A 24588-nucleotide genomic window follows, 5' to 3' on the forward strand; every position below is an offset into this window, starting at 1 on the left:
ATGTAGCTTATGGAATGGAAAACTGACAGAAAATCCAAGAAGCCTTTATATAAACAAATAGCGGCTTACATCGAGAGTGGAATTGCTGATGGAACATTTTTATTGGATAAGCCGCTACCGTCTGAACGCTTCTTGGCAAGTGAACTGGGAGTTAACAGAAGCACAGTTGTTGCGGCATATGATGAATTGGAAGCAAATGGACTGGTTGAACGAATAAAAGGTAGCGGAACGATGATCAGCAAGGATATCTGGGGAATTACACGAAAGCGCATACCCAGCTGGAATAGATATATCGAAGCGGGTTCTTTTTTGCCCAATATGCCAGTAACCCAAAGAATACGTAGAGAGGCGGAAGGGCATAACCTTATTAACTTAGCTAGCGGGGAGCTTTCAGAGGACTTATTTCCAGTACAACCCTTACGTGAAATCATTTCCAATAGGTCCTTCATTGGTAGCTTAGGTTATGATCACCCTCAAGGCAATGCAATTTTAAGGGAAACGATAACCAATCATGTGAAACAGTATAGGGGAATTGACACGGATCCATCTTCCATACTCATTACTTCTGGTGCACAGCAAGCCCTGCATCTGGTGGTCCAATGCTTGTTAAAGCCAGGTGATGCAGTCGTATTGGAAGATCCTTCATATAGTTACAACCTTCCCATCTTTCAATCCGCTGGCCTAAGAATTTTTCCTTTACCAGTTGATAAAGATGGCATCAACCCAGAGGATTTACTGGAACTCCATAAAAAACATCGGATCAGGATGATTTTTTTGAACCCCATATTTCAAAATCCTACAGGAACTGTCCTTCATATCAACCGTCGTAAAAGGATTCTTGAACTTTCATCCGAATATGGAATACCGGTCATAGAGGACGATCCTTATAGTTTAACTTCCTTTGCCGGTGAAGAAATTTCCACTCTTAAATCGATGGACAACAACGGAAATGTTTTATATATAAGCTCTTTGTCAAAAATTGTTGCTTCCGGTTTAAGAATTGGGTGGATCATTGGACCGAAACCAGTCATAGATAGACTATCTGATGCTAAGCAGCAGGTTGACTTCGGTCATGGCTCATACACTCAATGGATAGCAAACGATTTTTTGGATTCAGAGTATTTTCCTGCCCATATTGCCGGCTTAAGGGGGCATCTGGAAAATAGAAGGGATGCAATGGTTTCGAGTCTTCAACAATTCCTGCCAAAAAAAGTTGAATATTATTCGCCAAATGGCGGAATTCATTTGTGGTGTAAGCTGAAAGTGCCATTGAACGAAATAAAGTTACTGGAGGAATCCATCAAAAGGGGAGTCATATATGTTCCGGGTTCAACGCTAGGTACAGATGAGGGATACGTACGATTTACTTTTGCAAGGGAAAATGAGGCTTCCATTCACGAAGGCATCAAAAGGTTTGCAGAGGCGGTAAAAAGTTTATAATCATACGCTTTGATATTCACGAGAAAGAGTCATGATGATTCCAGACTGAAGACAAACTTGATGAAAACTCAGTTTGCCTGCAGTTTTTTTATTAAAAAGTGTTGATTTCAGAAATCCGCTCCCTTTCCGCCGACTGTCTGCCAAGCCTCCTCGACGCAAGCGTCTGTGGGGTCTCGGCTAGCCAGTAATTCGGCAGGAGTGTCGCAAATTTCTTTAATCTAATGAGGGTTCCATCCATATAAAAAGTAAAAAAACATGAAGTGTAATCAGGTCTTCTTTAAAATCATGGTTCAGGATGAGACCATTTCGAACCATGATTTTAAAACAAAGTTGATTGGAACGTAAGGTACGAGACTCCTGCGGGAAAAGCGCGTCGAAGGGAGACCCCGCAGGCGAGCGCCGAGGAGGCTCCCGGACCGCCCGCGGAAAGCGAGTGCCTGGAGTGGAAATCAACATCTAAAAATTTTAACCATACCCGAGGAGTTGAAGGTCTTTTTTGCTGGATACAAGTCAGGCCTGAGTTCCTGCATTACGCGGTATCTTAGCCATTTCTTCGGTAGCGCTTTGCACTTTTCTATGTATATTACGAAAGAATTCAGCAAGTGGATGGTGGAAATTTCACTTAATTGGATGGTCCAAAAATTGGTTGTTCTTTTATTATAGAGAAGTGGGCTTTTTCTAATATATCTACTCATTAAACATGAAGCGCGATCTACGATGGGAATCGGAATGATTTTAAATGGATCAAGGTAATGGATAATAATATTTGGAGGCGTTGAATCATGACGATAAGTGTAATATTAGTAGTGGCCATTAGTTTAGTTGCTCTGGTTGGCACCCTTTCATTAACGGGGAAGAGTGATAGTAATTATTCTGCAGCAACGAGAGGGAATTTGTTGAACCTTAGTTATATTTATATTGGTCTTGCGCTAGTATTAACTGTGGGCATCATCTACTTCGTAATAAAATCAGCCTAAGAAAGCGTGAATGATTATTATAATAGTATATCAAAATGCATAGAAATATTGCCTTGATTCGTAAGACATACTCTATTTGCTTGTGAAAAAATGTGAATTTGTTCACAAATGTTACGGAAATATGAACAAAAAGAATCTGATAGATACCTAAAAAAAATGAAACGTTAATAGAACGGTCACTTCAAAGAAAAACTGACCGCCTCTTAAAATAATAATGTAGCGGAGATGATCAAATATGACATTGCCTGTATTGATTTTGACAATTATCTTAAGTTTGCTTAAATTATTAGTTACCTGTCTTCCAACCGATGCAGTGAATTGGATTATGAGTAAATTTAAAATACATTCAGAAATTAGTGACGCGAATTCAATCATAACCTTTGATGGAAAACGGTTGGAAGGTGAAGACAAAATTCAAGTAATTAATTATTTTAACGAAGCTAAGTTTTTGAAAAAAAATCATATATTCCCCGGGAACGAGCAATTGTTTTTACATCCAGAGAACAGTGGGACTCCAATAGTCATTGATACTAAAAGAGGTAAAAACGATGTTAGATTATTTGTGTACAGTTACAACGACCATGTGGATGTAGTCAAACAGTACAAGAAGAAAGTAGTTGCGTATAGTCTTCTTTCCGAGAGCCTCCAAGAAAGTACCATTCCGGTAATAAGGGATTTAGCTTAATAGGAACATAAAAAATTAAAGTGAATTGCACTCCAATTGTCAGTAACATCTAACCAATTGGAGATGCAGTTTTTTTATATGATGAATAACGAAAATGACTTTCAGATGCCGAAAGTCAATCGTTCTCGGTTAATACCTTTAAAGTCTTTTCCCTGATGCTTATCCTGTTTTTATAATCTTTAGCAACCAGCTCTGTATATATTAAATCAAAAAGTAATAGTAGCGGAAGCAATGGAGAGATGTTTTGTCCCATATGCATGCTGTTTTTGCTCGTGACCAATAGCGATAGATCGCCAAGCAGTGAGAGCTCGGAATTCTTATCTCCAGTAAAGACCAAGATGAGCGAGCCTTGCTTCTTTGCGATTTTAACTGCTGAAATCACTTCTTTAGTCGTTCCGGAAATGGAAATGCCGATGACAACACTTTTCTCGTTACTTAAAGCTGCGTCCATCATTGACTGGTGGGGATCTGTAATAGCCTCAACAGATAAGCCAATCCGGAAAAACTTGGATTTGAACTCCTGGGCCGCTAAACCCGAACTCCCTATTCCATATACATGTATCTTATTTGCCTGTGTAAGGAAAGATACCGCTTTCTGGATATCGTCATATGTGGTTATATGAAAGGTATTATCTATGATGCCTAAGTGATCTTGATACAGTTTAGCGAAATAATCCACTTGCTTGATGTCCTTCATATTTTTCGGTGTTTTTCGAAGATCCACGAACCTTTTTAACTCATGCCTGAACTCATTAAACCCAGAAAAGGCTAATTTTTGGCAGAAACGCGTAATCGTTGCAGGTGAAATATGAAGCTTTTTAGCTATTTGACTAATGGTTAACTGACTTACTTCTTCAGGGCGCTGCAGAATATAATTGGCCAATTCTTCCTCTGTTTTGGTGAACTTGTCCATGCTGCACTCTATGCCATATATGAGGTTTTCTGCTAAATATTCCATTGAATCACCCATTTCAAATTTCTTATATGTATTCATAGTTTAATGTATCCAGTACGGACGTCAATAACCGGAGGAACGTTTGCAGCAATTTGAATCGAAAAAAAGACCCAAACTGCTGTCAGTCTGGGTCTTTTCATTACTATGTGCCATTTTTTATTCTTGGATAGCGTCCACGAATCTTTTAGTGATTTGCTGCGGTCTGGTAATGGCACCGCCAACTACTACTGCATGGACATTCATATCCAATACAGAGCGGGCGATTTCCGGTGTTATGACATTTCCTTCAGCGATCACTTTCGCTTTTTTCACTGCTTTTACTATCTCCTTGAGCAAAGCGTAGTCATCCTGATATATTTTCTGGCCGAACGTTTCGTTCGTATAGCCGTATAAAGTGGGCGCCACAATATCGAATCCTAAAGCGTCAGCGTATATGGCTTCCTCGATGGTGGATACATCGGCCATTAGTAAAACATCCGGATATTTTGCTCTTATTTCACCATAAAACTGCTTTAGCGTTTTACCGTCCGGCCTTACCCGGGATGTAGCATCCGTCGCAATGATTTCCGCTTTGGTTTCCATCAATGCATCTATTTCGGCCATGGTGGGAGTGATATAGACATCGTTTTGTCCATACACCTGTTTAATGATCCCTATGACTGGAAGGTCCACATTTTTCTTGATTTCGATTATGTCAGCTACAGAGTTTGCGCGAATGCACTTCGCACCGCCTTCTTTGGCAGCAATGGCCATGCGTCCCATAATAAAAGAGCTGTGCAGCGGCTCATTCTCCAATGCTTGACATGATACAATTAAGCCTTTGTGAATTTTATCCAGCACCTGTTGCATGTTTAACACGTCCTTATCGTTGTCTATATTCTCAATGACCCAAGTATTCTTCCACTTCATTTTTGATGATCGTCACTTGGGGACCGTAAACTATTTGAATGCCGTTTCCTTTTTTTACGACACCTTTTGAACCGGTTTGTTTAATGATGTCTTCTTTCACCAATGATTCATCCTTTACGGTGACACGCAGACGGGTTGCACAGCAATCGACGATATCGATATTTTCCTGTCCGCCTAATCCGTTAACGATGGTCTGGGTTCTCTCTGATGCCGTTACTTGTGTAACAGCGGCCTGTTCATCATCTTCACGTCCGACCACTTTCAAATTCTTCTTCCTGATCAAGAATTTAAAAGTGAAGTAGTATAAGAAAAACCACGGAATGCCGACGAGAAGTACATAAATCCAGTTTGTTTTACTGATGCCCTGGAGTATCCCGAATAAAGTAAAATCAATGAATCCTCCAGAAAAGGTTTGACCGATCGTTATATTTAATATATCTGCCATCATGAAGGCAAGTCCGTCAAACAAGGCATGAAAAACATAAAGGATCGGTGCGACAAATAAGAAACTGAATTCAAGCGGCTCGGTGATGCCTGTTAAGAAAGAGGTCAAGGCAGCTGAAAGAAGCAAACCGGCCACGACTTTCTTATTTTTAGGTTTAGCGCAATGATAAATGGCCAATGCCGCGCCAGGTAAACCAAACATCATCGTGATGAACCGTCCGGACATGAACCGGGAAACACCCTCATAATATTTGACGGTAGTTGGGTCGGCCAATTGCGCAAAGAAGATATTCTGGGTCCCGCTGACAATCTGCCCTTTAATCTCCATCGTTCCGCCTAATGCTGTTTGCCAGAAGGGAAGGTAGAAAATATGGTGCAACCCTAACGGTCCGAGCATCCGTAATATGAATCCGTAAAAGAAAGTCCCGATCGTGCCTGTGCTCGTTACCAGCGCACCTAATTGGTTTATGAAAAGTTGGAAATAAGGCCATACGATAAAAAGCACGGCTCCAACCAAGATGGACGCGAAGGAAACGATGATGGGAATGAAACGTGAACCCCCGAAAAACCCTAACACTTGCGGAAGCTGAATTTTATTATATTTATTGTGCAAAAGTGCGGCAACGATACCTACTACGATACCGCCAAACACACCGGTCTCCAGTGTTTGGATCCCGACCGCCATTCCTTGTCCGGCACCTGCCAAATTCTCTTTGGCAAGTTCCCCGTTTATTTGAAGCAGTGCATTAATTGAACTGTTCATGACAAAATAGCCGATCATGGCTGCCAATGCAGCGGTACCTTTATCCGACCGTGCCAATCCTACTGCAACACCTACTGCAAAAATAACCGGCAAGTTGCCGAATACGATGCTCCCTGCAGAACTCATGATCGTGAAAATGGCCTGTAGCCAAGCAAAGTCTAAAAATGGATAGGCTTCAACTGTATTTGGATTGGAAAGAGCACCGCCAATTCCCAGCAATAAACCGGCCGCTGGCAAAACGGCAATCGGGAGCATAAAAGATTTACCGAACTGCTGTGCTTTCTCAAAAGCTTTCTTCATAATGATTCCTCCCTCATTTAACGAGCCATTGATACTCTTTATTTTTTATCGCTCTATACTAGCTATATTAAATCCACATGAGAGCGTTTTCAATGCGGTGCAAGGTTATATCAACTGTTTTCAATCTTGTGCTTATTTCTCTGAAAAAGTTTTCATTAATAGAGGGTGCTGGATTGGATAAAAAGTTATATGAATATATTGAAATCTTTATTGCTTATTTTTATAATTCGTGTATTGGTGAGTAAATGTACTATTTAATAAGAAAAAACATTTTTTTTATCCAAAATCCGAATATTATCTTGTGCAATTAAGAAAAAGTATATATAATTACCTCAAACGATAGTTTGGCAGGTGATAGTCATCTTACCGATAAACGCTAACGAAACGAAGAAATTGCTTTCTCATATGTATAATGAGGTATCGAAGGAATTGTTCGGCTTTGGTACGACGCTGCTGAAGGTTACTATTGAGCAGAATGTGATTACATTTCAGGCCAAACATCGACGTGCCCCGCGCTCTGAAGCTTTAGAAGGGGAAGTTCCCAGCCTGAAGCAGGAGGTTGACTTTCATATGTCCCTGCTTTATAAAAAGAAACTGAAACAAAAGCTGGAAACGCAAACGAATTGGGATATCGAAGCTGTCCTGAGGGATTATGACTCAGCGACACAGCTGGCATTCACCAATATTGTATTGAAGGAAAAAATTATATAATCATATAAATGGATTTCCCTTCGGATTTATCTGGAGGGAACGCCGCTAGAGAACCAAATGATAAGTTTTATCTTTGTTTACAAAGAAAAGACAATCTTGGGTAGAATTTCAATTCTATTTAAGATTGTCTTTTTTTACATTTATATAAGTAAAAAGGAAAGTTTAAACAATATAAAATTGGAGGTTTGGATGATGAAAAAAATATTGATGATGTTATCGCTGTTCACATTAGTTTTAGCTGCATGCTCTTCAAAGGACAATGGAAAGGAAAAACCAGCGAAATTGGTCGTTTCCACTTGGGGATTCGCCGATGATTTCTTCCGTCCTGAAGTCTATGAGCCATTTGAAAAGAAGCATAATGTCGAGATTGTCGTTGATTCAGGAAATAATGCAGATCGATTGAACAAAGTGCGCCAAGCGAATAGCGATGTGGATGTTATCTATTTATCCGACTACTATGCACAGCAAGGCATCGATGAAGGGTTATTTGAGAAAGTTGACTACAGCAAAATTCCGAATATTGATAATATATACGACAAAGCAAAAGCACCGAATGGCGAGGAGTTTGGACCAGCCTATACCATTGCACAATTTGGCATTGCCTATAATCCCGATGAATTGAGTAAACCGATCACTTCTTGGAAAGATCTTTGGAGCAAGGATTTGGCAGGGAAGATCACAATTCCATCCATCACTTCAACAACTGGACCGATGTTTTTGGATGCCGCTTCAAAAGTTAGCGGAAGTAAAGAGTTCAATGAAGATAAAGCCTTCGATCAAATGAAAAAGATCATGCCGAATGCGGTTAAGGAATATGGGCAAACATCAGAGTTCGTTAACATGTTCTCGCAAGGGGAAATCGCTGCAGGCCCGATCATGGAAATGTATTTTGGCGATTTACAAGAAGCCGTTCCCAATGCTAAGTTCATTTCCCCTGAAGAAGGCGGCTACGCAGTGATGAATACAGTGAATATTGTTAAAGCCAGCGATCAAAAAGAATTGGCCGGCGAATTCATGAATTACATCTTAAGCAAGGAAGTTCAGGGAAAATCAGCGAAAGCGAAAGTGGATTCTCCTGTCAATACGGAAGTCGAGCTCTCTAAAACGGAAGCGAAAGGCTTAACCTATGGAGATGAAGTCATTAACAGTCTGCGTGTATTGGACATGAAGTTTGTTAATGAAAACTCGAAACAATGGATCGATCGTTGGAATCGTGAGCTTACACACTAAGAAAGAAACGAGGTGTGCTTGATGAAGAAAAAAATGATTCTTGATGTGGATACTGGAATAGATGATGCAATCGGGATCATTCTTGCTGTTAAAAGCCGTCAATTCGACATATTGGCGGTCACGACAGTGAACGGGAATGTATCACTTGATACGGCCACATTGAATACATGCAAAATATTGGATTTATTGAATGAACAGGACATTACAGTCATAAAGGGGGCAGATAGCCCAATTATCAGGAGCCCCTTTTTTGAACACCGGATCCATGGCGAAGACGGGATTGGCGGAGCCTTGAAGGATGTGCCAGTCAAAAAGCGGCCTGATGATGGATTTGCTTCTGATTTCATCATCAATTCCATTTTGAATTTTCCTGGTGAAGTGACGCTTGTCATGACGGGACCTCTTACGAATTTGGCTTTGGCGGTGAAAAAATGTCCGCAAATCACCAAGCTCGTTAAAGAAGTCATTTTCATGGGCGGAGTGATCAAAGGGGTTGGCAATGTCACGCCAACCTCTGAATATAACACGTATGTCGATCCTGAAGCAGCCAAAATCGTATTACAGGCGGGATTCGCATCGATCACGCAAGTTGGTCTTGATGTCACGAGAAAGGTTTTATTGGGTGAAGAGCATATCCAATTGATTCAAAACCATGAATTTGCTGACTATATAAGGCAAAGTACATCAGATTATCGGAAAAGGTATTTTGAACGTAACGGCATATGGGCATGTGCGATGCATGATCCATTAGCTGTAGCCATTGCTTTGCAAGAAGATCTTGTCACCAGAGAAGAATATTATGTGGATGTTGAAACAAAAAGCGAGCTTTGTGACGGACAGATGGTTTGCGACTTTCAAAATAGGCTGATGAAGCAGCCGAATGCGCAAGTATGTCTGGACGTCGATGCGGAAGCGTTTTTCGACCTGTTCATTCGCATAATCAATTCATAAATAATACGAACAGGGGGTTCCGAGGTGAAGAAACGCTATCTATACCTGTTGCTGTTACCAGGCGTTCTATTTTTAACGATTTTCATGATCATTCCGATCCTAATGACGATTGGCACGACCTTTTTTCAAGAAGGCGGCGGTTTTTCCATACAAGGATATCTCGATTTTTTCCAAGACCGATACTTTATTGAAATTCTGCTGACGACACTTAGGGTGAGTCTGTTCACGACAATCATTTGCATTCTATTAGGATTTCCAGCAGCTTATTATATTTCAAAACTGAAACAACGAAAAAAAGCCATCATGCTTTTGCTGACGATCTTCCCGCTGTTAACAAGCCCTGTTGTCCGCTCATTCAGCTGGATGGTGATCATCGGTAAAAACGGTGTCGTGAATAAACTGCTTATGGGCATGGGCTTGATTGAAAAGCCACTTGATATTTTGTACACGCCTACTGCCATCATCATCGGATTGGTCCATTTATTCCTGCCATTGATCATCGTGACGCTGGTGGGTGTGATGGAGAACATCGAGACTGACTTATTAAAAGCGGCGGAAAGCCTTGGAGCTTCAAGATTGGCTGTATTCTCAAAGGTAATCATTCCGCTTTCGGTTCCAGGCTTGGTCATTGGCAGCATCCTTGTTTTTGTAGGAAGCTTCACTGCTTATACAACGCCTGCTTTATTAGGCGGGAAACAGCGGGTCATTTCGACATTTCTTTATCAAAACGCAATTACATTGAACGAATGGCAAGTGGCATCGATTGTCGCTACGATAATGATTGCAGTGACAGTTCTTATCATATCGATCATGAATGGTTTGGCAAAAAAATTAAATCCAAAGGGGTAGAGGTGTATGCAGGAAAAAAATCGAGGATTGGCCCTGTTTACTCTCCTGGTGTTCATTTTTTTACTAGGGCCTTTGCTTATCATATCCGTTACGTCATTTGAAGGCGGAAATATTTTGAAGTTCCCGCCAGAAGAGTTTTCTTTAAGATGGTACGAAAATATTTTTAACGTGGAAATGTTTTTGGTCGCTTTTAAAACGTCCATCCTTGTTTCACTCGGAGGCAACCTTTTGGCACTGTTATTGGGAGTGCCGGCTGCCTATGCATTAAGCCGGTTTGATTTCAAAGGGAAAAGCGTGATTAATGCCTTTTTCGTTTCTCCTATATTAATACCGGGAATTGTTCTTGGCTTTGCATTTTTACGTTATATTGTTGGGACTTATCAGCTACCGATTTATGCGGCCCTGTTTGTGGGACATACTGTTATCATGCTTCCGTTCATCATCCGTGTGATTTCTTCAAGCTTATCAAACTTTGATTTTTCCATTGAAGAAGCGGCGGAAAGTCTCGGAGCCAGTAAATTGGGCACATTCTTTACAGTCGTCCTCCCTAACATAAAATCAGGAATTCTGGCGGCAGTCATGATCGCCTTCTTGGAATCCTTCAATAATGTCGACATTTCAGTTTATATGACAGGCCCTGGGGTAAGTACGTTTCCGATTCAGATGCTGACGTATGTGGAGAACTACTTCGACCCTACCATTTCGGCCATTTCCGTATTGCTCATGTTCATAACCGCTTTCTTCATGTTTATAGTAGAACGGCTCATGGGATTGTCTTATTTCACAAAACGATAAAGGAGGTAATGATGGATGGCTTTATTCACTTTACAAGATATATCTGTAGCATATAACAAACAGAATATATTAAAAGATTTCAATCTTGAAATTGAAAAAGGGAAACTGGTATCCCTTCTTGGCCCGAGCGGCTGTGGGAAAACGACGACCCTGCGTTTAATTGCCGGGTTTTTACAGGCGAACGAAGGGAAGTTTTTATTCAAGGAAAAGGACTATACGAAAGTGCCCGTCAACAAGCGGAATTTTGGCTTTGTGTTCCAAAACTATGCATTATTTCCGCATTTGTCGATATTCGATAATATTGCATTCGGTCTCCGTCTGAGAAAGAATTCCAAAAGTGAAATCGAAAAAAAAGTAATGAATGTGCTCGAAATCGTTAATTTAAAAGGATTTGAAAAGAGATATCCCCAAGAGCTTTCCGGAGGGCAAAAGCAACGGGTTGCGATTGCCAGGGCGCTGGTGATTGAGCCGGACATCCTATTATTTGATGAGCCATTGAGTAATCTTGATGCCAACTTAAGGGTGAATATGAGAGTCGAGATTCGCCGTATCCAGCAAGAGCTGGGGATTACAACGGTATATGTTTCCCATGACCAGGAAGAATGCTTTTCGATATCCGACCAGGTGGCGATCATGAATAAAGGGATCATCGAGCAGCTTAGTGATCCTGCGACCATTTACAAATATCCTGAAACCAAATTTGTCGCTGACTTCATCGGCTTCAAGAACTTCATTGACTTCGATAAGCGGAGGGATCATGAAGGTAAAATCGAACTGAACAAATCTGGATACTCATTTGTGCTGCAAAAGGATTCGCAGATGACAAATTCAACGGGAAAAATAGGCGCCATCAGGCCGGACGATCTGTTGATCAGGGAAAAAGATAACACTGGAGCTGTTCAGGAAAATAGTTTACCTGGCCGAGTCAAGGTAAGTACGTATCTGGGAAGAAGCTATCAATATGTTGTTGAAACTCCAATAGGGGATTTCACTGTGAACAAGGAAATGGCGGAATCCTATCGGACGGGTCAGGAAATAATCCTTGAAATTCCGAAAAACCAGATGGTGCTTGTTGACTAGCTTAGGAGGGTAAGTTATGCGAATGGATATGCTTGTAAGGGATATCAACGTGTTTAACAGCTATTTTAAAAGATTTATTAAAGGGAATGCAGCCATCAAGGATGGGAAATTCTATTATATTGGAGAACGTGAATTGGATGCCTTCGAGCCGGATACAATCGTCGATGGACAGGGGAAGTATATGGTTCCAGGTCTAATCGATATCCATCTCCACATTGAAAGTACGATGGTGACGCCTGCGACTTTTTCCTACGGGTTAATCAAAAATGGCGTGACGACGATCGTGCCGGAACCGCATGAAATGGCCAATGTTTTCGGCATTTCCGGTGTGAAGGAAATGATCAAAGCAAGTCAAGATTGCGTAGCGGATATGTTTTATGCCATCCCGAGTTCCGTTCCAGCCACATCGATGGAAACAACAGGCGGTGCTATCGAAATAGATGATATAGACGAATTGATGCAAACAGAGGACATTATATGTCTCGGCGAGATCATGAATTACTATGAGGTCATAACCGACCCGGATTGCAAAACGAATAAGATCTTGTCCCATATCCGTTCCCGTTATCCAGATTTGATCATAGAGGGGCACGTTCCAAAGCTGCTCGACTTGGACTTGCAAAAGATTATAAATGCCGGAGTGAATTCAGATCATACACACCAGACCGTGGAAGGGATGGAAGCGAGGATCGCCGCCGGGATGTTCATTGAGATTCAAGAAAAATCAATGACTGAAGAAGTGATGAATTACTTGAAGGAAAATCAGGTGGATGAGCATTTCTGCTTTGTCACCGATGATGTCATGACCGACTCTTTCCAAAACAGGGGACATCTGAATGTCCTTTTAAAGAAAGCCATCCAAATGGGGATGACTCCTGAAAAAGCCATTTATGCATGCACCTATACACCTGCACAGCGGATGCGGATGTATGACCGCGGCGCCATTGCACCTGGAAAAACAGCAGATTTCCTGCTGCTATCGGATTTGGAAAAATTTGAAATTGAACAAGTATACAAAAAAGGTAAGCTAGTTTATGAATCTTCACGGCCATATGTCCAAGAAGTGAAGGAAGAACAATTTCCTGAGCATTTCTATCAAAGTGTGAAGCTTGCGGAACTTACCGAAAACGATTTTAACATCACGATCCCGGATAGGCTTGAAAGCAGCAAGTGCCGGATCATAAACGTGCAGAACGGTTCTACTTTCACATCTGAAACCCATGATCGTATCGAAGGGAAGAATGGTCAATTAAGCTGGGAGGAAAGCCCTTACGGTTTAATCGCCACATTCGAACGATACGGGAAAAACGGTAATCGGGCGCACGGGTTGATCACCGGCGATGTATTGAAGCGTGGAGCTGTCGCCACAACCTATTCGCATGATAACCATAATCTTCTGGTGATTGGCCATAATAAGCAGGATATGATGATTGCCGCTAACGAAGTAATAAGGAAGCAAGGCGGTGTCTGCTGCGTCCACGATGGCAAGGTCCTATCGATGATTCCTCTGCCGGTAGGAGGGATTCTTTCCGAAGAGCCGATGGACATCGTATCAAAGCAAGTTCAGCACCTGACAGATGCACTTAAATCGTTAGGCTACGAACATTATAATGTCATTATGTCATTAAGCACCTTATCGCTTCCTGTCAGCCCGGCTCTGAAAATAACCGACCATGGATTGATCAACGTGAACGAAGGGAAAACAGTCCCTCTCATAATGAGTGATGAAGCTTAAACCGAAAAGGGGATTATCCAATGGATAATCCCCTTTTATTAATGACTTACCTGGCGTCAAATGTTAGCTGGACTTGTTTATTTTCATATAATTACCATTAAGGTAAAAATATGATAAAATAGAGGGACAACTGAGGATAGAGTGGTAGGTCACGCTTTGCTTTTCCATCTAATGATAGATTGGAAAGGAGGTGACCGCTTGATTCATTTCTTATTGAACTTGATTACAGATATGGGTAAAGAGATATTTGTTGCTGTAGCAACCAGTCTTATCCTGTCTATGTTCGCCAAGAAACGGAAAAAGAACCACTCATCCTCCCAAGATGGCAATGGTTCTTCTTCTGACGATTAATTAAGTTAGTTGTGACCAACCACTCTTGCTAGTTGTCAGCCTCATGTTAGCGCATGAGGCTGTTTTTAGTTTATGTCAATATAAGGATAACATACCCCGATTTTAAAGTAAATATTCAGACAATGAAAAGGGGAGAACCATGGGCTTGGCTGCATTGTTTTCTTGAATCTTTTAATAAAAATTTGGAAAATGGCAAAAAACGAATTGACTCTTTCTTACTGATATGGTATGTTAATTCCAATCTAAGAAAAGGTGTGGTGTTTTATGTCGGGAGTAGGTATCAACTAATTTAGTTGAATAAGGTATTTAATCACTGATATGTCAGTGGATTACGTATGCCTTTTTTCACAGTGTAATTCTGCATTGTGAATACCTACCTTAAGACTGCTTCCTTTTCCATAAATCGTGTAACATGCAGGTGTTACGGCGAAAAGCATGGTGGGATTTGTCCTATCATGCTTTTTTGTGTACGCAGGTCTATTCGAGCTGCCCTATTTGTTATCGATTTTAGGTACTTATCCATGGATAAGGCCGATGCCCGCAGGAGCTTTCTACTCAAATGGCTTGTTCATTTGTAAAGGTAGGGGGGACCATTGCGGGCATTTTTTGGATTCGGGAATTTTAATCACTCACTCATTCAAGGAGGATCATTAGATGAATACAATGACTTATGAAAAATTACAATATATCCAACTCAAGGAAATGGTTAAAAATCATTGCGTAAGTGGTTTAGGGAAAGCGTTATTGGATCAGCTTAAGCCGAGCAGCACCTTGAAGGTCGTTAAAAATCGTTTGAACGAGACCACGGAGGCAAGGAACTTACTGAATGCGGAAAGCCATATTCCCTTAAAAGGCATTTCTCATATTGGCCTCCATATCGACAAACTGGAAAAAGGAATGATTTTGGAGCCGTCAGAGTTAGTGGCGATAGCAGACTTCTTAAGAGGCTGCAGGAATATCAAGAAATTCATGACCGATAAAGAGTTCTTTGCACCGACACTGCATTCCTACGCCCGCTCCATGACTGAATTCAGGAGCATCGAAGAAGAAATCCAATTCACCATAAAGGGAAATGCTGTCGTTTCCGAAGCAAGCAAGGACCTGAAACGGATTAGGAACCAAATCATCAAGACAGAAGGTAAAATAGAGGAACGGCTGAATAAGTTCTTGAAGAGCGGAGCCAATAAAGAGTTCATTCAGGAATTTTTCATCAGTAAAAAGGATGATCGCTACACCATCCCGATCAAAGCCTCCTATAAAAATCAAGTGGCCGGAACGATCGTGGAAGTATCCGCAAAAGGGGCTACCGTGTTCATTGAACCTGCCTCTGTTACGAAATTGAATGCAGAATTGGCAAGCTTAAAAGCGGAAGAATCGATGGAGGAGTATCAACTTTTGGCCACACTATCCGGAACGGTTTTCGAACAGCTGAAACCGATCAAGATAAACATCGAGCTGATCAGTCAATATGACATGATCTTCGCAAAAGCCAAGTTCAGTAAAAGTATGGATGCCATCGAACCGAAAATCAATGATCACGGGTATATTAAATTAACGAGCTGTAAACATCCACTATTGCCGCAAGACAGCGTACCTTTGGATTTTGGAATCGGTAAGGACTATCGCAGCTTGATTATTACAGGCCCTAATGCCGGGGGGAAAACTGTCGTCCTGAAAACGATCGGCATCCTTACATTGGCTGTCATGTCAGGACTGCATGTTGCCGGGAAAGAGGGGACGGAGCTTGCCGTCTTTGACCAGGTATTCGTCGATATCGGTGATAATCAAAGCATGGAAAATGCACTGAGCACGTTTTCATCGCATATGAAAAACATCTCGGAAATCATGGGGGCAATAACCAATAACTCCTTGCTGCTGTTCGATGAAATCGGGAGCGGAACGGAACCGAATGAAGGAGCCGCATTAGCGATTGCCATCCTTGAGGAATTTTATCAGAGGGGCTGCATAACCGTTGCGACGACCCACTATGGTGAAATCAAGCGCTATTCGGAAATACACAGTGATTTCATGAATGCGGCCATGCAATTCAACAGTGAAACACTTGAGCCAAAATATAAGCTGTTGATCGGTCAATCCGGGGAAAGCAATGCCCTTTGGATAGCCCAAAAAATGAATGTCCGTGAAAAGGTTCTGCAAAAGGCAAAGCTCTATATCGACAATAAAGACTACGACTTGGGCCGTGTCGAGGAAGGTAAAATCAAAAAAGCGAAGCCAGCAGCCGTTCCTAAAGAAGCATCTTATGAATATGAAGTCGGTGACAAAGTGAAGGTAAACGAACTGAATGGATATGCGATCGTTTATAAGAAAAAGGACTCCTACAATAATGTCGTCGTACTTTTCGAAGATACCTTCAAGGAAGTTCATGCCAATAAGCTTGAGCTTGAAATAAAGGCCGTCGATTTATATCCTGAAGGCTATGATCTCAATACTTTATTTGTCGGCTACAAGGAAAGGAAATTGAACCATGACTTAGAACGGGGATCGAAAAAGGCGCTAAAGAACGTAGCAGCGGATATCCGGAAGAAGCTTGGTGAATAAAAAGAGTTGGATTTTAAACGGGAAAAACCAAATCCTGATGACTAATGAAATTGTAATATAGCGGTTGTAATAACCGTGTTCCACCCAAAAAGTTAGACATCGGCAGGGTATGAGTCTGTATTAACAGGACTCATACTTTTTTTGCTTAATGGCTTATATCGTTAAAACTCCGTACTACATAATTTTGCTGTACATTAGCCAGATTGAATCAATGGTGACTTTTTCTCCTGTATAATCATCATCCTAATCTATCGATCATCAGGCAATGGATGGCCTAAATCCAAAAAAACTGAAAAGAATGGAAATTCTAATTATTTGTTTTATATCTGCTATAATTCTATTAACTAATAAATCGCACGTTATAGGATGTCTACAATGAAAATCATAAAAATTTTGTTTCAATATATAAACCAAAGCATTACGAGAAAATACTTAAATATCTTTATGCTCGTTTTAATTATTCCAATTATTGTGATTTACTATCTGATCATCGGATATGCAGAGCAAACAATAAAGAAAGATATCGTTGCACAAAACCGTTCAAGCACGGATATGATTGTCAAAAGATTGAATACCGAGATGACAGATGTCGTATTGCAGCTACAGTTGATCGCTGGAAAAGATACGGGTACTCAACTTGACTTGGATCGCATGTACACTCAATCAAAGCAAGCCATCTCACAAAGTTCTATCGTCCATTCTATCTACTATTTAGACCAAAACAAGAAAATGAGATTTGAAGCTCCTTTTGTTAAAAATCCGTCTTTTATTTTCTATGATTATCCGAATTTTGAGCAAGTGCGCTGGAGCCATAATTATGCTGTTTCTGATAATATTCAAAACCACTCTGGAGTTAATGTTGTTACAGTCTCCGTTCCGGTTTTTTCGGCAAATAAAAAATTCCACGGTGTACTGGTAGCGGAAATCAGTAAGGATTACTTGTCAGAAGTGTTAAAAAGTGTGAGTTTGAGCAAGGGGCATTTTAGTTATATTACCGACAGCTCAGGAACCGTCATTGCTTCGACGGCAGGGCAGCAAATTGGTCAAATTTCATCATTGCATGCCTTAGGTGGCTTTTCAGAATCTATGGTGATCGATTGGCAAAAGGAAAAAAGTGTTGCGGCTTATCAAGCAATGCAAGATGGATGGGACCTCGTTTATGGGGTGCCGGAACGAATAGCATTTGAACCTATTCAAAAGCTTTCCTTTGCACTAAGGATCAGCTTTGTTACGATCTTGGTTTTATGCTTATTTTTCACTTGGCTGGGAATGAAAAGCATTCTGTATCCAATCATCCGTTTAACTGAATATGCCCGGACGTATAATCCCCTTCATACCTATATCCCTATAAAAGAAAAGAAAAAGGAACGACCAGACGAACTTGGACTGCTGACTGATACGATTATTAATATGGGGAACAGCAATTACGAAAAGCAAAAAATGCTGGAGGAGAAGGAGCGTTATCTATTCGACGTCCTTGAGGGAATTCCATATGGTATCATCACCATTAATCAAGAGAACGTCATCACTTATGTGAATCTGCAATTTGAAAAAATGGTCCATTATGAACGGTATGACATGATAGGGTTGCATCTTAGCAACTTGCCTATTAAATCTGAAAATGGGGACTTTGTTTTATTACAGACCTTACACTCAGGAAAACAGGGTGAAGAAATCGAAAGCGATATTATTGATGCCAATGGCAAAAAGAGAATAATTAAAATTACGACTTCAAGGTTTTACAATGAAGACTTCCAAACTATTGGAATCATTGCTGTCATGCAAGATATATCACAAATGAAACTACTGGAAGCTAGATTAAAACAAAATGACAAGCTGGCATTGATCGGTCAAATTACATCAGGACTTGCTCATGAAATTAAAAATCCACTTGCCATTTTATATGGATCGGCTGAAATGTTATTGGAAGAAGCAGAGGAAAGTGAATGTTCAGAAGAAATCAAGGAATTATCGGCTGACATATATGTTGTTATAAATAGAATGAAAGATATTGTAGAGAACTTTCTTAACTTTGCTAAAATTAACAAGAAGCAAAGGGAAAGTATATTACTCAATAGCATAATAGAAGAAATTATCCATTTACTGAGAGTAAAGTTAAATGAAACAAAGATTCAAATCATCAAAAAATATGAGGACGATTACTGTATTAAAGGAGCTTATGATCAATTAATACAAGTTTTCTTAAATTTAATTTTAAATGCGATTGAAGCAATGCCTGATGGTGGATCAATTACCATCACAATAAGGGAAGAAAATGATAATGTACTCGTCATTATTGAGGATACCGGCATTGGTATTAATGAACAAGATTTAGAGTGGTTATTCAATCCTTTCTTTTCCACCAAGGAAAATGGTTCCGGTCTTGGTCTTACGATTGCCCGAGATATTTTGGCCGAGCATGATGCCAAACTTGAAATGGTAAGTGAAATGGGAAAGGGGACCATCACAACATGCTGTTTTTATAGGTAATACCATAAAAGGAAAGGAAGAGTTATTGGTTGATCTGACAAGGTGTAAACCACCAATGGATCTCTCTAATTCTTTGCAAAACCGAGGAGGAGCACAATGACTGTTACTTGGAATGTATTGATAGTGGATGATGAAGAGCAATTATGTAAATTGATCGCCCGTAAATTACAAAAGGCTCAGCTGCGTACTTTTGTTGCCCACAATGGACAAGATGCTTTAAATATAATTAGTAAAACAAAAATCGATGCCGTTATTTTGGATTATATGCTACCTGATATGACAGGGATAGATGTCTTAAAAGTCATTAAAAAAGAAAATGATATTCCAGTTATAATGTTGACTGCTTACGGAAATGTTGAAAGCGCTGTATTGGCGATGAAACTTGGAGCTGCGGATTATTTAAATAAGCCGATTGAACTTGAGGAACTAAAAAAGATTGTAATAAAGGTGTGTCAGCAGCCGCGTGGGGAAAGCGATGGCAGGTTGAGTGTTCAAGGGTTTATATCCCAAAGTGGGAAGATGAATAAAGTGATGGAATTGGTGCAACGCGTAAAGGATACAGAAGCCAGCATCCTGATTCTTGGAGAGAGCGGTGTTGGCAAAACTGCTTTAGCGAAATGGATTCACGAAAACAGTATTCGCAGGGACAAGCCTTTTGTAGCGATTAACTGTGCTGCAATTCCAGAAACGTTACTAGAAAGCGAGTTGTTTGGTTTCCGAAAAGGATCCTTTACAGGAGCGACATCCTCACAAAAAGGGAAGTTTTTGGCAGCGGATGGGGGAACCATTTTCTTGGATGAAATCGGGGAAATTTCGTTAGGAATGCAAGTCAAACTACTGCATGTTATTGAAGAAAAGAAAATAATGCAGCTTGGGAGCAATGAGTACCATTCATTGGATGTAAGAATTATTGCCGCTACAAATAAAAACTTAAAAAAATTAGTCCAAGAACAGAAGTTCAGGGAAGATTTATATTACCGTCTTAATTTAATGGAGGTTGAAATTCCTCCATTACGAGATCGGAAAGAAGAAATAAGCCCGCTTGTAAATCATCACATTGAAAAACTAAATCAAAAATACAAAAAACAACTTACCATTCACCCTGAAGTTGTACAACAATTATCTTCCCATCTTTGGCCAGGTAACATTCGGGAGCTATTAAACACGATAGAGAGGATCCACATTCTAAAGCGTATAGGAACGATCGAAGTGGCCGATTTAGAGTACACATTCACCAGCCAGCAATTAGCCCATGACAAATCGTCTTTACGTAATGAGCAAAAAACGATAAGCAATAATCTTTCACAAGTATTGGAAGAGGTGGAGGAACAAATGATAAAAAAAGCACTTACGGAAACAAACGATAATCAAACAAAAGCTGCAGAAAAGTTAGGTATTGCACGTCATACTCTTATTTATAAGATGAAAAAAATGGGGATCAAACCATGAATCCGCATTTGAGGAAGAGAATATCTTGAACAGTTGCCTTTATAAAGTGTGTAGAGTTTTCGTGATGTTATTGTGCTGCCTATTTTTATTGTCCTGTAACGACTCTCATTCAATCGAATCAACAGAAAAAGAAAACCAGCCCAAAACAGATCAAACATCAGGAAATCACGTTATCCAAATCGGATCCAAATCGTTAACGGAACAATATCTGCTAATGAAAATGACTGCGTTGTTATTAAAAAATGAAGGGTTTATAGTAAAAGAAATTCGCTTTCTAGACAGCCCTTCCATTAGACAAGCCGTTGAACAAGGATTTATCGATATTTACTGGGAATATACGAATACAGCCAGAATGTACTATCATAAGAAGTCTCCCGTTTATAATGGAAATCAATTATATCAACTTGTAAAAGAAGAAGATGCTAAAAGAGGGATAACCTGGTTAAATCGCAGTGATTTTAATAGCAGTTGGGGACTCATTGTTACACGTACTTTCATGGAAAAACATCATATTTATACAATTAGTGATTTGATGAAATATATCCAAAGAGAAGAAAATAAAATAAAGATTGCAACAAACGAAGAGTTTTTGATTAGAGAGGACGGATTCAAGCGATTAAACGAGGCGTATCATGTTGACCTGGGGAAAGAGGATGTGATTGCCCTTGATTCAAAAATACTTCCATTAGCTGTAAAAGAGGGAAGAGTGGATGTTGCTGTAGGAATGGAATCAGACAGCCGTATTGAAGAATATAGTTTAGGTGTATTAAAGGAGGATAAAGTGGTGTTTCCTCCTTATCATGCCGCTCCTATAATGTTAACGAAAACAATGAAAGAATATCCTATCATCAGTAAAAAAGTAAACCTTCTTTCGGCCAAATTAACAAATGAAAAGATAGATCATTTAATCTATCAAGTAGATATTCTTCATCAAGATGTATCAAAGGTAGCCTATGATTTCTTGGTCACAAATGAATTGATCCAAAAATAAGCCTGCAAATGCAAGGCTTATTTTTTTTGATTATGGATAATTATGTATCGCAGAAAGCGTAATTTTGTAGAGAACCTATACACTGTAGAATTTTTCTACACTTATTTTGTAGAGGATTTCTACAATTCAAAGTATTCATGCTTATTATGGCTGATATTAGAGCATAAAAGAAGTTGGCATGTGACTTGCAATATTAATTTATAGCAAATAAAGAATTAGCAAATAAAAAAATTTAGCAATTCAAATTTTATAGGAGGCATCAACATGAAAATTACAGGCATTGAAATCAAGCACTATTTATTGCCGCTAGATCCACCATTTAAGGCAGCGTGGGACCCGGAACCGAGGAAAAAATTTGCATCAACCGTGGTGTATGTTCATACGGATGAAGGCATTACCGGTGTTGGGTCAGGAGACCTGATGATGGGGTTTGAAGGTCATGAGCATTTATTTATCGGCCAAGATCCTTTTGCAATAGAACGTCATTCACAAGTCATTCAGAATATTGATTTTCATTATGGACGTTGTTGGCCACTTGATTTGGCGCTTTGGGATTTAATGGGAAAAGCGACAGGACAACCAGTCTATAAATTACTTGGCGGACGTTCAAATAAATTGCTGGCTTATGCTTCGACAGGCGAAATTGTCACTCCGGATGTGCGTGCAGAACGCGCTATTTCTTTTGTGGAACAAGGTTTCAAAGCGATGAAAATTCGTTTTCACCATAAAGATGTCAAAGATGATATTAAAGTGGTGGAAGCTGTACGGAAAGCAGTTGGAGACAAGCTGGAAATAATGGTTGATGCGAATCAAGGCTGGAAAATGCCTTGGGATGTTGAACGTACCTGGGATTTGAAAATGGCTTATCAAGTCGCAAAAGAACTTGAACAGTTAAATGTCTTTTGGTTAGAGGAACCACTTCCATCACATCAATTTGAAATGATGGCAAAATTGCGTGACATGGTCGGTATTCGTATCGCAGGGGGGGAAATGAATCGGAATTGGCATGATTTTAGAGAAATGAATAAGAGTAATTCACTTGATGTATATCAACCGGATGTTGCTTTATCAGGAGGAATTACACAAACGAAAAAGATTGCTGAACTAGTTCAAGGGAGCGGTGGGTGGTTCAGTCCCCATACGTGGACAAATGGCGTGGGTCTTCTAGCGAACCTACATCTAGCTGCAGCAATCAGTCATTGTCCATATTTGGAATTTCCTTATGATCCACCTGCATGGTCAAATGACCGCCGCGATTATATTCAAAAGCACAGCTTAATGATCGACGCCGAAGGATATCTAGTCGCACCTGAAAAACCAGGCTTGGGGATCGAGTTAGACGAAGAGGCGTTAAGAAAATATGAAGTGAATCACTTTTATGTAGGAGAAAGCAATCCAATCTCTATTTAAAATGTATTCGCTTTCGAAATATGAAACTAGTAAAGAAGGGTGAAAAGAACCGTGAAACAATACCAAGCATATATTCAAGGACAATTCATCCATAGTGAAGACTATATGGATGTTATATACCCAGCAACCGGTCAAGTAGTTGCTCAAGTGTCATCTTGTACAAAGGAAGAAGCCGAACACGCCATTCAAGGAGCAAAACATGCTTTTTCCTCATGGAAAGGGTTACCGTCGTACAAAAGAGCTGAATTCGTCATGAATCTATTAAACGAAATGCGAAAAGAAGGATCATTAAATGAAATTGCCGCTGCTATTACACAGGAGATGGGGAAACCACTGTCTGCTGCAAAGTCAGAAGTCTTTTATGCAGCAGATTTAGGTGAATACCAAGCGCAGTGGGCCCGACGTATTGAAGGCGATGTAGTTGATAGTGATAATCCGAATGAAAAAATTATTTCTTTTAAAGAACCGCTTGGTGTTGTTTTAGTGATTGTTCCATGGAATTTTCCTATTTACGTATTAATGAGAAAAATCATTCCAGCACTTATTTGCGGTAATACAGTTGTCATCAAGCCAAGTGTGAAATCACCCTTATCCGCCTTAGAACTTGCACAATGTATTCATCAAGCCGGGTTCCCTGAAGGAGTTATTAATATCGTCACTGGAACTGATGATGTTGTGGGTGAAACATTAAGTTCTTCAGACCAAATAAATATGGTGACTTTTACTGGAAGTACGAGAGTCGGTAAACGAATCATGGAAAAAGCATCTCGTCATATGGTCCGTACTTCGCTCGAGCTCGGCGGAAAGGCACCTGCCATTGTTATGGAGGATGCAGATATAGACTTGGCTGTCAATGCAATAAAGGGAGGCCGGCTTGCGAACTCTGGTCAAGTTTGTAATAACACCGAGCGCGTCTATGTTCATCGGGACATTAAGGAAACGTTCACGAAAAAACTGGTCGAGGCTTTTCAATCCGTTCATATTGGTGATGGGCTAGCCGATCCGGATGTGGAAATGAGTTGCTTAATAAGCGCTCATGACGTTCAGCGTGTGCACAGCATGGTACTCGGGGCAATAGATGAAGGAGCCACGATTTTATGCGGTGGCAGTTTAGTAGAAGGATTGACCGATAGTTTTTATCCTCCGACTCTTTTAGATCAATGCACTCAACAAATGAATATCGTTCACGATGAAATTTTTGGCCCGGTGCTGCCGATCATTACATTCGATACGTTAGAAGAAGTGATTGATATGGCAAACGACTCACAATATGGCCTGACTGCCAACGTCTACACAAACAACTATCAATATGTGATGGAACTTACAACGAAGCTGGAATGTGGCGAAGTATATGTAAATCGTCAACAAGGAGAAGCTTACCAAGGGTATCACTCTGGTTGGAAACAATCGGGTATTGGCGGCGATGATGGAAAACATGGATTTGAAGAATTTTTACAAATCAAAACTGTTTATTTTAAGTTTTAATTTGGATCCGAAGAAGGTGAAATGTGTTG

20 protein-coding genes are annotated in these 24588 nt (G+C 40.2%); 17 read left to right on the forward strand and 3 right to left on the reverse strand.

Annotated elements, in window-relative coordinates:
- Nucleotides 1–9 precede the first annotated feature (9 nt).
- The 3 genes from LQ188_RS14035 to LQ188_RS14045 all read left to right on the forward strand — a co-directional run bounded on the left by LQ188_RS14035 (nt 10) and on the right by LQ188_RS14045 (nt 3102).
- Nucleotides 10–1440, forward strand: coding sequence for a PLP-dependent aminotransferase family protein (locus LQ188_RS14035; protein ID WP_230177132.1), 1431 nt, complete (start codon nt 10–12; stop codon nt 1438–1440).
- A 782-nt stretch (nt 1441–2222) separates the two neighbouring features.
- Nucleotides 2223–2417 (forward strand): hypothetical protein, encoded by a 195-nt coding sequence (locus tag LQ188_RS14040; RefSeq protein ID WP_101224389.1) that lies wholly within the window; start codon nt 2223–2225, stop codon nt 2415–2417.
- A gap of 235 nt (nt 2418–2652) precedes the next feature.
- Entirely contained in the window at nt 2653–3102 is a 450-nt protein-coding gene (locus tag LQ188_RS14045; protein ID WP_230177134.1) for a YfmQ family protein, read from the forward strand.
- Nucleotides 3103–3217: 115 nt separating this feature from the next.
- Here the strand turns inward: LQ188_RS14045 and LQ188_RS14050 are convergent, their stop codons facing one another.
- The 3 genes from LQ188_RS14050 to LQ188_RS14060 form a co-directional block, all read right to left on the reverse strand.
- Nucleotides 3218–4096, reverse strand: coding sequence for a MurR/RpiR family transcriptional regulator (locus LQ188_RS14050; RefSeq protein WP_230177135.1), 879 nt, complete (start codon nt 4094–4096; stop codon nt 3218–3220).
- A 117-nt stretch (nt 4097–4213) separates the two neighbouring features.
- Nucleotides 4214–4906, reverse strand: coding sequence for an N-acetylmannosamine-6-phosphate 2-epimerase (locus LQ188_RS14055; protein ID WP_230177422.1), 693 nt, complete (start codon nt 4904–4906; stop codon nt 4214–4216).
- 31 nt (nt 4907–4937) lie between these two features.
- On the reverse strand, nt 4938–6473 hold the full coding sequence (locus LQ188_RS14060) for a maltose/glucose-specific PTS transporter subunit IIC (protein WP_230177136.1): 1536 nt from the start codon (nt 6471–6473) through the stop codon (nt 4938–4940).
- A gap of 360 nt (nt 6474–6833) precedes the next feature.
- Between LQ188_RS14060 and LQ188_RS14065 the strand changes: the two genes are divergently transcribed.
- From LQ188_RS14065 to aldA, 14 genes are all read left to right on the forward strand, one after another.
- A complete protein-coding gene (locus LQ188_RS14065) occupies nt 6834–7184 on the forward strand; it encodes a DUF2294 domain-containing protein (protein WP_230177423.1) in 351 nt (116 codons plus the stop codon).
- A gap of 192 nt (nt 7185–7376) precedes the next feature.
- Nucleotides 7377–8414: an ABC transporter substrate-binding protein gene (locus tag LQ188_RS14070; protein WP_230177424.1), complete on the forward strand. Its 1038-nt coding sequence runs from the start codon at nt 7377–7379 to the stop codon at nt 8412–8414.
- A 21-nt stretch (nt 8415–8435) separates the two neighbouring features.
- On the forward strand, nt 8436–9365 hold the full coding sequence (locus LQ188_RS14075; protein WP_230177137.1) for a nucleoside hydrolase: 930 nt from the start codon (nt 8436–8438) through the stop codon (nt 9363–9365).
- Between the two features lie 24 nt (nt 9366–9389).
- Complete coding sequence (locus tag LQ188_RS14080; protein ID WP_134784471.1) at nt 9390–10214, forward strand: ABC transporter permease; 825 nt, start codon at nt 9390–9392, stop codon at nt 10212–10214.
- Nucleotides 10215–10220: 6 nt separating this feature from the next.
- A complete protein-coding gene (locus tag LQ188_RS14085; protein WP_101224382.1) occupies nt 10221–11009 on the forward strand; it encodes an ABC transporter permease in 789 nt (262 codons plus the stop codon).
- Between the two features lie 15 nt (nt 11010–11024).
- Complete coding sequence (locus tag LQ188_RS14090; protein ID WP_101224381.1) at nt 11025–12089, forward strand: ABC transporter ATP-binding protein; 1065 nt, start codon at nt 11025–11027, stop codon at nt 12087–12089.
- Nucleotides 12090–12105: 16 nt separating this feature from the next.
- Entirely contained in the window at nt 12106–13824 is a 1719-nt protein-coding gene (locus tag LQ188_RS14095; protein WP_230177138.1) for an adenine deaminase C-terminal domain-containing protein, read from the forward strand.
- A gap of 156 nt (nt 13825–13980) precedes the next feature.
- Nucleotides 13981–14175, forward strand: coding sequence for a hypothetical protein (locus tag LQ188_RS14100; RefSeq protein ID WP_127778047.1), 195 nt, complete (start codon nt 13981–13983; stop codon nt 14173–14175).
- 654 nt (nt 14176–14829) lie between these two features.
- Complete coding sequence (locus LQ188_RS14105; RefSeq protein ID WP_230177139.1) at nt 14830–16734, forward strand: endonuclease MutS2; 1905 nt, start codon at nt 14830–14832, stop codon at nt 16732–16734.
- A 375-nt stretch (nt 16735–17109) separates the two neighbouring features.
- Nucleotides 17110–19224 (forward strand): PAS domain-containing sensor histidine kinase, encoded by a 2115-nt coding sequence (locus LQ188_RS14110; RefSeq protein ID WP_230177140.1) that lies wholly within the window; start codon nt 17110–17112, stop codon nt 19222–19224.
- Nucleotides 19225–19320: 96 nt separating this feature from the next.
- Nucleotides 19321–20673, forward strand: a complete 1353-nt coding sequence (locus tag LQ188_RS14115; protein ID WP_230177142.1) for a sigma-54 dependent transcriptional regulator — start codon at nt 19321–19323, stop codon at nt 20671–20673.
- Nucleotides 20674–20698: 25 nt separating this feature from the next.
- On the forward strand, nt 20699–21664 hold the full coding sequence (locus tag LQ188_RS14120) for a glycine betaine ABC transporter substrate-binding protein (protein ID WP_230177143.1): 966 nt from the start codon (nt 20699–20701) through the stop codon (nt 21662–21664).
- A gap of 264 nt (nt 21665–21928) precedes the next feature.
- Nucleotides 21929–23074, forward strand: a complete 1146-nt coding sequence (locus LQ188_RS14125; RefSeq protein WP_230177145.1) for a mandelate racemase/muconate lactonizing enzyme family protein — start codon at nt 21929–21931, stop codon at nt 23072–23074.
- Nucleotides 23075–23125: 51 nt separating this feature from the next.
- On the forward strand, nt 23126–24559 hold the full coding sequence (aldA, locus tag LQ188_RS14130; protein WP_230177147.1) for an aldehyde dehydrogenase: 1434 nt from the start codon (nt 23126–23128) through the stop codon (nt 24557–24559).
- Nucleotides 24560–24588: the final 29 nt, after the last annotated feature.

The organism is Peribacillus sp. Bi134 (assembly GCF_918698065.1).
Lineage (GTDB): Bacteria > Bacillota > Bacilli > Bacillales > DSM-1321 > Peribacillus.